The 12,637-nt window shown below is 70.2% G+C and carries 13 protein-coding genes; 8 read left to right on the forward strand and 5 right to left on the reverse strand.

The features are described 5' to 3' along the window. Positions 1-165 precede the first annotated feature (165 nt). Together ACLQ25_RS31690 and ACLQ25_RS31695 are read left to right on the forward strand one after the other, a co-directional pair. The gene (locus ACLQ25_RS31690) at positions 166-318 is read left to right on the forward strand and encodes a hypothetical protein (RefSeq protein WP_425734404.1); all 153 of its coding nucleotides are present in this window, start codon (positions 166-168) and stop codon (positions 316-318) included. 26 nt (positions 319-344) lie between these two features. Then, entirely contained in the window at positions 345-2,708 is a 2,364-nt protein-coding gene (locus tag ACLQ25_RS31695) for a hypothetical protein (protein ID WP_425734405.1), read from the forward strand. 142 nt (positions 2,709-2,850) lie between these two features. On the opposite strand, the gene ACLQ25_RS31700 is transcribed toward ACLQ25_RS31695, so the two are convergent. Together ACLQ25_RS31700 and ACLQ25_RS31705 are read right to left on the reverse strand one after the other, a co-directional pair. Continuing rightward, positions 2,851-3,498, reverse strand: a complete 648-nt coding sequence (locus ACLQ25_RS31700) for a hypothetical protein (protein WP_425734406.1) — start codon at positions 3,496-3,498, stop codon at positions 2,851-2,853. Between the two features lie 99 nt (positions 3,499-3,597). Continuing rightward, complete coding sequence (locus tag ACLQ25_RS31705; protein ID WP_425734407.1) at positions 3,598-4,785, reverse strand: LLM class flavin-dependent oxidoreductase; 1,188 nt, start codon at positions 4,783-4,785, stop codon at positions 3,598-3,600. Positions 4,786-4,941: 156 nt separating this feature from the next. Here ACLQ25_RS31705 and ACLQ25_RS31710 point away from each other — a divergent pair, with 156 nt between their 5' ends. Genes ACLQ25_RS31710 through ACLQ25_RS31730 form a run of 5 tightly spaced genes read left to right on the forward strand, consistent with a single transcriptional unit; the run spans position 4,942 to position 9,512 of the window. Continuing rightward, complete coding sequence (locus tag ACLQ25_RS31710) at positions 4,942-5,919, forward strand: aliphatic sulfonate ABC transporter substrate-binding protein (RefSeq protein ID WP_425734408.1); 978 nt, start codon at positions 4,942-4,944, stop codon at positions 5,917-5,919. Next, a complete protein-coding gene (locus ACLQ25_RS31715; protein ID WP_425734409.1) occupies positions 5,916-6,746 on the forward strand; it encodes an ABC transporter permease in 831 nt (276 codons plus the stop codon). Before ACLQ25_RS31710 ends, ACLQ25_RS31715 begins: the two co-directional genes overlap by 4 nt. After that, complete coding sequence (locus tag ACLQ25_RS31720; RefSeq protein ID WP_425734410.1) at positions 6,719-7,450, forward strand: ABC transporter ATP-binding protein; 732 nt, start codon at positions 6,719-6,721, stop codon at positions 7,448-7,450. The genes ACLQ25_RS31715 and ACLQ25_RS31720 overlap by 28 nt, the downstream gene beginning before the upstream one ends. Positions 7,451-7,479: 29 nt before the next feature. Then, positions 7,480-8,886 carry a selenium-binding family protein gene (locus tag ACLQ25_RS31725; RefSeq protein ID WP_425734411.1) on the forward strand — a complete coding sequence of 469 codons (1,407 nt, stop codon included), beginning with the start codon at positions 7,480-7,482 and terminating at the stop codon, positions 8,884-8,886. Next, positions 8,883-9,512, forward strand: coding sequence for a hypothetical protein (locus tag ACLQ25_RS31730; RefSeq protein ID WP_425734412.1), 630 nt, complete (start codon positions 8,883-8,885; stop codon positions 9,510-9,512). Before ACLQ25_RS31725 ends, ACLQ25_RS31730 begins: the two co-directional genes overlap by 4 nt. Before the next feature lie 94 nt (positions 9,513-9,606). Here ACLQ25_RS31730 and ACLQ25_RS31735 read toward each other — a convergent pair whose 3' ends face one another. After that, the gene (locus ACLQ25_RS31735; RefSeq protein ID WP_425734413.1) at positions 9,607-10,458 is read right to left on the reverse strand and encodes an alpha/beta fold hydrolase; all 852 of its coding nucleotides are present in this window, start codon (positions 10,456-10,458) and stop codon (positions 9,607-9,609) included. Positions 10,459-10,626: 168 nt separating this feature from the next. Between ACLQ25_RS31735 and ACLQ25_RS31740 the strand changes: the two genes are divergently transcribed. Beyond that, positions 10,627-11,493 carry a metallophosphoesterase family protein gene (locus tag ACLQ25_RS31740; RefSeq protein WP_425734414.1) on the forward strand — a complete coding sequence of 289 codons (867 nt, stop codon included), beginning with the start codon at positions 10,627-10,629 and terminating at the stop codon, positions 11,491-11,493. Here ACLQ25_RS31740 and ACLQ25_RS31745 read toward each other — a convergent pair. Together ACLQ25_RS31745 and ACLQ25_RS31750 are read right to left on the reverse strand one after the other, a co-directional pair. After that, positions 11,483-11,719: a hypothetical protein gene (locus ACLQ25_RS31745; RefSeq protein ID WP_425734415.1), complete on the reverse strand. Its 237-nt coding sequence runs from the start codon at positions 11,717-11,719 to the stop codon at positions 11,483-11,485. The genes ACLQ25_RS31740 and ACLQ25_RS31745 overlap by 11 nt on opposite strands. Positions 11,720-12,399: 680 nt before the next feature. Further along, positions 12,400-12,637: hypothetical protein (locus tag ACLQ25_RS31750; RefSeq protein WP_425734416.1), on the reverse strand; the 238-nt coding region annotated here is incomplete at its 5' end.

The raw sequence follows: 12,637 nt of genomic DNA on the forward strand, positions 1-12,637 counted from the left end.
ATCGATCCTGGCCAAGGTCCGACGTGGACGCGTCGCCCTCCAACAAGCGGCTAGTCAAAACTGAGACAGAACACTAGGACGCATCCGCACGACCTCGCAGCGGCTCGTTGGTCGGCGTCCTGTGGCGGACAGACGCCCTGCAAGGCGAACAACGAGGCCCTGATCGTGGCGACGGGCACACACCTCGTCGCTTCGAAGCTGATCGGCTTCGCCACGAAGCCCGCTTTTGGCAATGAGCGGATGTCATTCTGGGACGATCGCCTGTGTGTTGGTCTGATCACCTTCAGTATCGTGCGGGTGTGCTTCGGGCTGGGTTGAGGTGGGTCAGGCGCTGCTGGTGGGCGGTGCTGGTTCCCGCAGTGGTCGCTGCGGCGGCGGTGTGGGCCTTGGTCACGGACGACAAGCCGGTTTGGACAGTGGTCGCGGGCGTAGCGGCGGCGGTGGTGGGAGCGTTCGCGCCGTCGGTTCTGGAGTGGGTTCGGGTCGCGGGGCAACGGCGGGAGCGGCGGGATCGGGCGGTCGCGGGGGCGTTGGTGGCGGAGCTGCCGGAGTCGGTGGTGTGGCTGTTGCGCCCGCAGGCGGCGGTGGTCGGATTCGTCGGTCGTGGGTGGCTGCTGGCAGCGTTGGACCGGTGGTGCGCGGATCCGGACGCGAGCGTGGTGCGCCTGCTGGTGGGGGCGGGTGGGGTAGGCAAGACCCGGTTGGGCCAGCATTTCGCGGGCCGGTTGACGGGCTGGGAGTGCTGGCCTGTGGCACTCGGCGGGGAAGCGACGCTCGCCGGACACCTTGAGGCGGGTGAGCGGCCGAGCCGGTTGCTGCTGACGGTGGATTACGCCGAGACCCGTGACCCGCAGGCGTTGGCGCACCTGTTGTGTGTCGCTCAGCGGGCCGGCGGCGTGCGGGTGTTGTTGCTGGCCCGGTCGGCCGGGTTGTGGTGGTCGTCGCTGTCGGCGGCGTACCCGCCACAGGCCCATCTGGTGGACGCGTTGACCCTGCCGGCGAACGTCGTAGAGGTACCGGCACGTATCGAGGACCACACCCCGCAGCAGATCGTGGCCGAGGCGGTGGTGGCGTTCGCCGCCCGGCTGCGTCGCCGGCCTCCGGGTGATGTTCCACTGGGTGGGATCAGTTCTGATGTTCCGGTGTTGCGGTTGCATGCGCAGGCGCTGCTGGCGGTGTTGGGCGGGCCGCGTGGTGATGACCGGTACGACGTGCTGGCCGAGGTCTTGGGCCATGAGGCCCGGTACTGGCGGCACCGGGCCCGCCGCGACGGTCTACCAGGTGCGGGTGCGTCACATGCCGACGCCGTGTTGCGGCGGCTGGTCGCTGTGGCGGCGCTGCTGGGTGCCGACAGCCGTGAGCATGCCGTGGAGCTGGTCCGACGGGTGCCGGGCCTGGGCGGGGCGCAGCCAGAGGTGGTCAACGGGTACGTGGATTGGTTGTACGGTCTGTACCCGGCGGCGGGGACGGGCGGCGGGTTGGGTACGTTGCAGCCGGACCTGCTCGCCGAGAACCTGGCGGTCACGGTCCTGTCGGAAAGCACCCCGGCCGAGCGCAGCAGGGTCCTGCAAGGGTTGGCTCCCGGTCAGGCGGTCCAGGCGTTGACGGTTCTGAGCCGCGCGCGCAGCCACCAGTCCGACGCTGCGGAGATGATCGACATGGCGCTGGCCACGGATCTGCCGGTGATGACCGAGGCCGTGCTCCAGGTCGGCCTCCAGTTCCCTGGAATGCTCGCCTCGCGGGCCGCGGCCCTGCTCGTCGCGGCGGAACTCGATCCCGACTGGGTCCAGCAGATAGCGCGGCGGGTGCCGTATCCCTCGATCGAGTTCGGCCAGATCGCTGTCGCATTGACCACCCACGCCCTGACCGCCACGGCAGCGGAGACCGAGCCAAACGACCGAGCCTCCCTACTAACCTTGCACGCTGTTCGATTGGCGGAGGTGGGGCGGCGGGCCGAGGCGCTGGCCGCCAGCGAGGAAGCAGTCGACCTACGCCGGGAGTTGGCCGACGGCAACCGCGACGTTTACCTACCCGACCTCGCCATGTCGGTGCACAACCACGCGACCCTGCTGGGGGAGGTGGGGCGGTGGACCGAGGCGCTCGCCGCCAGCCAGGTAGCCGTCGGCCTCTACCGGGAGTTGGCCGAGGGCAACCGCGATGCTTACCTGCCCAACCTCGCCATGTCGGTGAACAACCACGCGACCCTGCTGGGGGAGGTGGGGCGGTGGACCGAGGCGCTCGCCGCCAGCCAGGTAGCCGTCGACTTGCGCCGAGAGTTGGCCGAAGGCAACCGCGACGCCTACCTGCCCAACCTCGCCACGTCGATGAACAACCATGCTATTCAGTTGGCGCAGGCAGGACGCCGCGCCGAGGCGCTCATCGCCATCCAGGAAGCCGTCGACCTGCGCCGAGAGTTGGCCGACGGCAACCGCGACGCCTACTTACCCAACCTCGCCACGTCCCTGTGGACCGTCGGATACATAGCGCGGATTCTCGGCGAGACGTCGGAGCAGATCCTCGATGCAGTTGCCGAAGGGGTGCGGTACTTCGACGAACTGGCAGCCACCGAACCGCAGGCGTTCACCGATCGCCGAGACGCGGCGGCAGCCACCTTGACCGACCTACGAAACAGCGCCGTGAATCAGCAGCCCGAATTGCCACCACCCAGGCCACCCCACGCCGACGAGGCAGCGCCAGACACCGCTTGACTGGGAACCCTTGACTGCTCACATCCACACCATGACCCTGCCCAAGATCAGGTGCACGGATCTGCCGCTGGTCGTGCGTGATGCGCAGCCCACCCTGCATCGGTGGCACGTGCTCCGCCTCAGCGTTGTTGCTCCGCTCGTCTCAGGACGGCCCGGCGGTCCAGGGCGCGTCCGGCCCGGTGCGGTGGGCGCTCTCGCCGGGGCCGAGGTCGAGAACGTCGAGCAGCGTGAGGTCGTGTTCCACGGCGTGGTGAAGGTGGCTGAGCTTGCCCGTCGCGGGGTCGGCGTCGCTTGCGCCGATGAGTTGCCAGAGTCCGTCGTCGGCGTCGTGGCTGACGTACAGGATCGGCTCTTTCTGGTCGAAAACCTCGCTGGTCTGGATGCTGCTGGTCTCCAGCAGCCAGTGTTTCATCCACCGCGCGCGCCGGTCCCGCTCCATGACGAGGTCCACCACCCACCAGATGAACGGCAGATCCTCGTGTGCGCGGGCCTCGGTCGCGGTCAGGTCCGGCCCGCCCTCGGGGACTCGCTCGAACGGCTCGTCGACGAGCGAGCAGGCATAGCTGTTCTCTCTCTCGAAGATGATCGCGTGGAAGCTGGCGCCGCCCGGGTTTCCGGCCCCGATCCCTACCGTGAGCCGAGCGACGTGGTCCTCGGAGTTGGTCGTCCAGCCGAACGCGTACGACGCGAGCTCGCCCTGAGGGCCGACGAACTCGCCGAAAGCACGCCGCTCCACACCCGAGCCGGCCTGCGTCTCAGTCAACCGGCCCTCGATCACCTTCGGATTCACGCGGCGAGACTACCGGCACGGATGGAACGGGCAGGCACGGGCGCATGACGTGATGATCGTTGGTCGCTGGGCGGCGAACCGCACGGCGTGTCGTGTCGCTCAACGACCAACGATCGCGGGCTCCGGCGTCGGGCGGCGTGTTGTCGTGCCGGCGAACGGGATGTCCGGGAGGTCCGCCGCCGAGGGCTGGTCGGGGTGTTGCCACAGGCCGCGCTCGCGCAGGATCGGCAGTACGCCCTCGCCGAGCCAGTACGCCTCCTCCAGGTGGGGGTAGCCGGAGAGGATGAACTCGTCGATACCGAGCGCGTGGTACTCGGCGATCCGGTCGGCGATCTCGCGGTGGCTGCCCACGAGGGCGGTGCCGGCCCCACCCCGTACGAGGCCGACGCCGGCCCACAGGTTGGGTGCGACCTCGAGGCTGTCGCGGGAGCCGCCGTGCAGGTCGAGCATCCGGCGCTGCCCCTCCGACTCGCTGCGACGCAGACCCTCCTGCACCGCCTTGATGTCGGCCTCGGCGATGCCGTTGAGCAGCCGGCGAGCCTGTGCCCACGCCTCGTCGGCGGTGTCGCGGGCGATGACGTGCAGTCGGATGCCGAAGCGCAGCTCGCGGCCGGCCTCGGCGGCCAGGGCCCGTACCCGGTCGAGTTTCTCGGCGACCTGGGCCGGCGGCTCGCCCCAGGTGAGGTAGACGTCGCTGTGCCGCACGGCCACGGGCAGGGCGGCGGCGGACGAGCCACCGAAGTAGACCGGCGGCGTGGGGTCGGGCAGCCGGTGCAGACGCGCCTGCTCGACGCGCAGGTGCTCGCCGGTGTGGTCGACGGTCTCCCCCCGCCACAGCGCGCGGACGACGTGCAGGAACTCGTCCGTGCGCGCGTACCGGGCGTCCTTGTCCAGGAAGTCGCCGTACGCCCGCTGCTCGGTCGACTCGCCGCCGGTGACCACGTTGAGCAGCAGTCGACCCCGGGACAGCCGCTGGAAGGTGGAGGCCATCTGCGCGGCCAGGGTGGGTGAGGTGAGGCCGGGCCGGAACGCCACGAGGAACTTGAGGCGTTCGGTGACCTCGGTGAGCATCGCGGTGCTGAGCCAGGCGTCCTCGCACCACGCGCCGGTCGGGGTGAGCGCGCCGACGAAGCCGAGTTGCTCGGCGGTACGGGCGATCTGCCCCAGGTAGGCCACGCTCGGCGGGCGGGCGCCCCCGGCCGTGCCGGTGGGTACGCCGTGTCCACCGCCGACGACGTCCCGGCTGTCGCCGTTGGTGGGCAGGAACCAGTGGAAGGTGAGGGTCATCGGGACTCTTTCCGTGTGTGCGCGCGGCGCTCCTGAGGGGTGGGACGAACCCGCCGACAGCCTACCCATAAAACCTATCGGGTTAGTAGGCTACCGCCCACGCCATCCCACGCCGGTCGACGCGGCCCGGCCCACCCGCTCGCCCAAGGAGCCGTCATGCGTACCCCCTCACCTGGTCATCCCCCGCGTCGCCGCCTGCTCACGGCGGCGTTGACCGCCCTCGTCCTGCTCGGCGCGGGCGGCGTGAGCGCCTGCGGCGGGTCCGCCGACGCGGGCGACGACGGGGGCAAGCTGCGGATCGGCTACCAGCGCTTCGGCGGGCTCAGCCTGGTCAAGGCCCGCGACGCCGCCCCGGACGTCGAGTGGTCGCTGTTCGAGAGCGGGCCGGCGCTCACCGAGGCGCTCAAGGCCGGGTCGATCGACATCGGACAGGTGGGCGAGGCTCCGCCGGTCTTCGCCGCCGCCGGCAAGATCCCGTTCTCCATCATCGGCACCTCGGCGCCGATCCCGCAGGGTGAGGCCGTGCTCGTCAAGGCGGACAGCGGCTGCCGCAGCTTCGCCGACCTGAAGGGCAAAACGGTCGCCCTCAACAAGGGCTCCAACGTGCACTGGCTGCTGGTCCGGCTGCTGGAGGCCAACAAGATGACGCTGCGCGACATCAACGTCAAGTACCTCAAGCCGGCCGAGGGACGGCCCGCCTTCGACAGCGGGCAGGTCGACGCGTGGGTGATCTGGGACCCGTACTTCGCCCTGGCCGAGCAGCCGGGCGTACGGGTGCTCGCCGACGCGACCGGCCTGGCCAGCAACCGCGAGTACGTGCTGGCCGCCCCCGACGCGGTCAGCAAGCGCACGGACGACGTCCGGGCGTTCCTGCAGAAGTACCGCGAGGTGACGGACTGGGGCATCGCCAACCCGCAGGAGCGGGCCCGCGTCCTCGCGCCGGAGTTGAAGATCCCGGAGGACGTCACCAGTCGCGCCCTGGCTCGCAGCGCCAAGCCACTCGCCCCGGTCAGCCCGGCCATCGGCGACGAACTCCAGGCGATCACCGACAGCTTCATCGCGCTGGACCTCATCCCGGGGCCGGTCGACATCAGGAGCCGGGTGGACGACCGTTTCAGCGCGGTGTTCCAGTGAGTCGTACCCCTCTGCTCGACACGCCGCCGGAGGTGGCGGCCGAGGCGACGCCCGAAGCGCGCCCCCGGCGGACGAGGCGGTGGCGGCGGCTGGTGAGCCCGGTCGCGCTGGTGCTGGGCTGGGAGCTGGCGGCCCGGACCGGCGTGCTGGCGCCGGAGAAGCTGCCCGCGCCCAGCGACGTCCTCGCGACCGGCTGGCGGCTGTCCCGCGACGGCACGCTCGCCGTGCACCTGGTGGACTCCCTCACCCGGGCCGGCGCGGGGCTGCTCATCGGCGGCGTGCTGGCGCTGGTCCTGGGCACGGTGGCCGGGTTGTTGCGCCTCGGTGACGACCTCGTCGACCCTCCGGTGCAGATGGCCCGCATGTTGCCGCACCTGGGTCTGGTGCCCCTGCTGATCATCTGGGTCGGCATCGGTGAGTCGCTGAAGATCAGCCTGGTGGCGCTCGGCGCGTTCTTCCCGGTCTACTTCAACACGTACGCCGGCATTCGGGACATCGACGAACGGCTGGTGGAGGCGGCCCGGGCCTGCGGGCTCGGGCCGGCCGCCCGACTGCGGCACGTGGTGCTGCCCGGGGCGCTGCCGTCGCTGTTTCTCGGCCTGCGCCTCGCGATCGGCGCGGCCTGGCTCAGCCTCGTGGTCGGCGAACAGGTCAACGCCCAGACCGGCATCGGCTTTTTGATGATGGAGGCGCGCGAGTTCAGCCAGACCGACGTGGTGGTCCTGGGCCTGCTCGTCTACGCGTTGCTCGGGCTGATATCCGACCTTGCCCTACGTGTAGCGGAGAGGAGGATGTTGACATGGCGACGCGGACTGCGAGCCACCTGATCGGCGCGACCCCGGTGCTGACCGCCCACGCGATCCGCCGGTCCTTCGGGCCGACGGTCGTGCTGGCCGGGGTCGACCTCAGCATCGCCCGGGGCGAGGTCGTGGCCCTGCTCGGCGGCAGCGGTTCGGGCAAGAGCACCCTCCTGCGCATCCTCGCCGGCCTGGACGGCGAGGCGACCGGTGACACCGTTGTGCACGGCACCGCCGCCGTGGTCTTCCAGGAGCACCGGCTCCTGCCCTGGAAGCGGGTTGCGGCCAACGTCGGGCTCGGCCTGTCCGGCCCGGGCACCGCCGGCCGCATCGAACGGGCGTTGGCCGAGGTCGGGTTGGCCGAGCGGCACCGGGCCTGGCCGGCCGAGCTGTCCGGCGGGCAGGCGCAGCGCGTCGCCGTCGCACGGGCGTTGGTCCGCGAACCGGACCTGCTGCTGCTCGACGAGCCGTTCGGCGCCCTCGACGCGCTCACCCGGCTGCGGATGCAGGTGCTGCTGCGCCGGCTGCGCGCCGAACACGGCTTCGCCGCCCTGCTCGTCACCCACGACGTGGAGGAGGCGCTACTGCTCGCCGACCGGATCCTGCTCCTCGACGAGGGCCGCATCGCCGCGGACCTGCCCGTCGACCTGGCACCCACCCGCACGCCGGACGACCCGGGCTTCGGCGCGCTGCGCCGTCTCCTGCTGGACCGGCTCGGCGTGCCCACCACCTGAGTCTCACCACCTGACGAAGCGGAGATGCGATGACCCGCTGGACGCCCGATCCCACCTTTTACCCGTCACCCCGCGAGGCGGCCACCGCGCCGGCCGAGAAGCTCGCCTACGTGGCGGCCTTCGACCGTACGGCCAGCCGCCCGGACGCCATCGTGGTGCTCGACACCGACCCGGACTCCCCCGACTACGGCCGGGTCGTCGGCTGGACCGACCTGCCGCACCTCGGCGACGAGCTGCACCACTTCGGCTGGAACGCGTGCAGCAGCGCGCTCTGCCCGACCGCCCCGCACCCGCACGTCGAGCGGCGCTACCTGATCGTGCCGGGCCTGCGCTCCTCGCGTATCCACGTGATCGACACCCAGCCCGATCCCCGCCAGCCGCAGGTCGTCAAGGTGATCGGCCCGGAGGAGCTGGCGAAACGGGCCGGCTACTCCCGGCCGCACACCGTGCACTGTGGCCCGGACGGCATCTACCTGTCCGCGCTCGGCGGCGCGGACGGCGAGGAGGGTCCCGGTGGCGTCGCGATCCTCGACCACACCACCTTCGAGGTACGCGGGGCGTGGGAGGCCGACCGGGGGCCGCAGTTCCTCGCGTACGACGTCTGGTGGCACCTCAACCAGGACGTGCTGGTCACCAGCGAGTGGGGCACCCCGTCGATGATCGAGGACGGCATCATCGGGGAGCTGTTGTTGGGCCGCCGCTACGGTCACGCCATCCACTTCTGGGATCTCGCCAAGCGCCGGCACGTGCAGCGGATCGACCTGGGCGATCAGTACCAGATGCCGCTGGAGCTGCGCCCGGCGCACGATCCGACGAAGTCGTACGGCTTCGTCGGGGTGGTGATCAGCGTTGAGGACCTGTCCGCCTCGGTGTGGCTGTGGCACCGCGACGGGGACGCCTGGGCGGTCACGAAGGTGATCGACATCCCGGCCGAGCCGGCCGACCCGGCGGACCTGCCCGACCTGCTCAAGCCGTTCGGCGCGGTGCCGCCACTGGTGACCGACATCGACCTGTCCGTCGACGACCGCTTCCTCTACGTGTCGTGCTGGGGCACCGGCGAGCTACGCCAGTACGACGTCAGCGACCCGCTGCACCCCGTGCAGACCGGCTCGGTGCACCTCGGCGGCATCGTCCGTCGTACCGCTCACCCGTCCGCGCCGGACGAGGCCCTCGCGGGCGGCCCGCAGATGGTGGAGGTCAGCCGGGACGGCCGGCGGGTCTACGTCAGCAACTCGCTCTACGGCTCGTGGGACGACCAGTTCTATCCCGACGGGGTGGGCGCGTGGCTCGCCAAGCTCGACGTGGACGTCGACGCCGGCGGGCTGACCCCCGACGAGCGGTTCTTTCCGCACGGGGACGAGTTCCGGGGGCTGCGCGTGCACCAGACGCGCCTACAGGGTGGGGACGCGTCCTCCGACTCGTACTGCTTCCCGTGACCGTCGCCACCTGGGCGACCCTCGCCGCGCTCGGCGCGTTCCACGGCCTGAACCCGGCGATGGGCTGGCTGTTCGCGGTGGCCCGGGGCCTTCAGGAGCGCAGCCGTTCGGCGCTGCTGCGGGCCCTGCCCCCGATCGCGGCCGGGCACCTGGCCTCGGTGGCGATCGTCGCCGCCCTGGTCACGTCGACCCGCTCGGTGACGGCGAGCACCGCCCTGGCGGTGGTCGGCGGGGTGCTGCTGGTCGGCTTCGGACTGTGGCGGCTGCTCTCCGAGCGGCACTTCCGCTGGGCCGGCATGCGCCTGTCGGCGGCACAGCTCGCCGGCTGGTCGTTCCTCATGTCGTCGGCGCACGGCGCGGGGCTGATGCTGCTGCCGGTTCTGGTGGCCGAGCCGGTGAGCGGGGGCCATTCCGGGCACCTGGCGGCGGCACCGGTGGGCGCGCTGCCCGGGCTGGCCGCCGCCGGGGTGCACACCGTGGCGATGTTCGGCACCGCCCTGGTCGTCGCGGTGCTGGTGTACGAGGTGCTCGGGGTGGGGGTGCTGCGCAAGGCGTGGTTCAACGTCGACCGGCTCTGGGCCGGCGTGCTGGTGGCCGCGGGGCTGGTGACGCTGATCCGGGCGTGAGGCGGACGCCGACACCCGGCCCCGGTGCGAAACCCTGGGGCCGGGTGCCACAGCGCCGTTACGGCGCTGGCGTCCGATCGGCTACCGGTACTCCTCAGGCGCGCGCCTTCGCAGGCTGCTTCATGAAGTCCATGATCGCCTTGTTGACCTCGTCAGCGTGCGTCCACGGGATGCCGTGCGGCGCGCCCTTGAGCGTGATGAGCGTGCCGGTCGGCATCATCGGGCCGAGCCGCTGACCGGTCACCGGGTACGGCAGCACCCGGTCCTGGTCACCCTGCACGATCAACACCGGAATGTTGATCTTCGGCAGGTCCTGGCGGAAGTCCTCCTGCCAGGCGTCCACACTGTCGTGGGTGGCCTTGCCGGAGGCCATCGCGCCGATCTGCCAGTGCGCCCGGTACGCCTCTTCGCTGACCCGCTTGCCCATGTTCTGGTCCGGGTTGAAGAACGCGTCGCAGAAGGACGTCAGGTAGGCGAAGCGGTCCTTGATGATGGCGTCCTGGAAGCCCTTGAAGAGCTTCCGGTCGACGCCCTCGGGGTTGTCGTCCGCCTTGGCCAGCATCGGCTCGAGCGGGCTGAGCAGCACCGCCTTGCTGACCCGCTGGGAGCCGTAGTTGCCCAGGTAACGAACGACCTCACCGGTGCCCATCGAGTGACCCACCAGGGTCACGTCGTTGAGGTCCAGCTCGGTCATCAGCACGTCGAGGTCCGCCGCGAACGTGTTGTAGTCGTACCCGAACGCCGGCTGCGCCGAGTTTCCGTAACCGCGGCGATCGTAGGTGATCGTCCGGTATCCGGCGTCGAGCAGCGCCCTGGTCTCCTTCTCCCACGTTGCCCCGTTGAACGGGAAGCCGTGGATGAGCACCACGGGCTTACCGGAACCGTGGTCCTCGTAGTACAGGTCGATGGGTGCGGAGTTTTCCGTCCCCACGGTGATGAAAGGCATGTTTCGTCTCCTGCTCCGGTTTCGGGCTCTCGGACGCCCCGCGCTTTCCCGCCGGGTCACCGGATATGCCGGCCGACCGGCACGTCCCGTGGTAGCCCACGGCGAGCGGAGGAGGACACGACCGGATCGGGGTGTGCCGATCCGGCCACCGCCGCCTAGCCTCAAGGCGTGAGCGCTTCCCCCCGGCTGCGGGCCGTCAGCGACCTGCACATCACCTACGCGGAGAACCGCGCCTTCGTCGAGGAGCTGCGCCCGGACCACCCCGGCGACTGGCTGATCGTGGCCGGCGACGTGGGCGAACGGTTCGCCGACATCGAGTGGGCGCTCGAGCTGCTGAGCAGCCGATTCGCCAAGGTCGTGTGGGCACCGGGCAACCACGAGCTGTGGACACCGCCCGGCGACCCCGAGCACCTACGCGGCGAGACCCGCTACCGCGAGCTGGTGGCGATGTGCCAACGCCTGGGCGTCGTCACGCCCGAGGACCCGTACCCGGTCTGGGACGGCGAGGGCGGCCCCGCCACCATCGCGCCGCTGTTCGTGCTCTACGACTACACGTTTCGGGTGCCCCAGGCGAGCACCAAACAGGAGTCCCTCGACATCGCGTACGCGGCCGGCGTGGTCTGCACGGACGAGGCGATGCTGCACCCCGACCCGTACCCGAGCCGCGAGGCCTGGTGCGACGCCCGCGTCACCGAGACCGAACGCCGGCTCACCGAGCGCGACCCGGACCTACCGACCGTGCTGGTCAACCACTACCCGCTGATGCGCGAACCCACCGACATCCTCTGGTTCCCGGAGTTCGCCCAGTGGTGCGGCACCGTCCGAACCCGCGACTGGCACCTGCGCTTCGGCGCGTCCACGATGGTCTACGGACACCTGCACATCCCCCGCACGACCTTCTACGACGGCGTCCGCTTCGAGGAGGTCTCGCTCGGCTACCCCCGCGAGTGGCGGCGACGCGGCCCGGTCCCGAACCCCGTCCGCACCATCAACCCCGCCGACGACGTGCGCCGACGCGATTCCGTCACCGGATAAGCCCCACCAACGTCGCCAGTCGCGCCACGCCGGCCGGCGCCGGCTTCGCCCGGGCAAGATCGCCGATGAGAGTACGCGCCAGAGGCCGTCCCCGAACCTCAGCCGGCGCGACACTGTCCGCGTCGACCAACGCCCGCGCCGCCCCGCGCGCGTCACCGGCGTGCAGGTAGATCCGCGCGGCGTCGAGCAGGTAGGCACCCCGATCTCGGCCGGCAACCGCCGCCACACCTCCCGCCGAACGACGCCCACATGCCAAACCAGTGCGCCGACGGTGTCACCCCGCTGCGCGGCGAGGAGCACCCGCGCCATCTCCACGGTGACCTGGACCGGCAACATCCCACTCACCGCCACTCCCCCCGCCGACCACTCCTGCGCACCCCCGCTTGGCCCCCGGGCCCCCGGTGATCGTTAGGCCGACGATCGGTTCGATCTACAACAGGCCCGCCAACCCCGGCAGCGCGGGCGTGGTTGCGATCCTCGCCCGGTCCGGGGACCGGGCGCAGCGGCTGTTGAACAGGATATATTCACCAACTTTGAGCACCATCGGATGCTCACCCTGACCAAAATCCAACACTTGGCCCGATTATCAGCTTCGGAACCCCGAGCTCAACCCAAGATCGCCAGGGGTTCCTAGATCAACTAATCTCACAGCATCACGCAAGGCACCTTGATAGCCTTCAGGATCCCCGAACACCGCCGCAGGGGTCCGTCCAGCCGGACGATGCCCAACTTCTCGACAAGGATCGCAGCATCGTCTGGCAAAGTTCAATCAACCTCGGCACATCCTGATCATAGAAACTCCTACCATTAGTCGACGTGGATGATTGCCGGCTGCGACTCCTCGGCAGGGCCTTTGCTTACGTTACGGTCGGCCAATTTGCGCTCCGAGATTGTTGGGCTGCGGTGTCAAATGGACAGGGCGTGCGCGACGAGGTCCGGGCAGTGCGACTTCCAATTCAATGCCGGCCCCTTCCGCATGAGATCCAGGTTAAGCTTACGAGCAGCCTTGATGATCCCGGGGTGAGTGAGCGCGTCATGGGCAGACCGTATCGACGTGAAGTACAGTCCCAGTGACGTGATCTCAACAAGAATCCGGTAGGTATCGGTATTCGAAATGGGTGAGGTGGAGAGCGGCGCGGACGAT

Origin of the sequence: Micromonospora sp. DT44 (assembly GCF_049841635.1) — a bacterium.
Lineage (GTDB): Bacteria > Actinomycetota > Actinomycetes > Mycobacteriales > Micromonosporaceae > Micromonospora.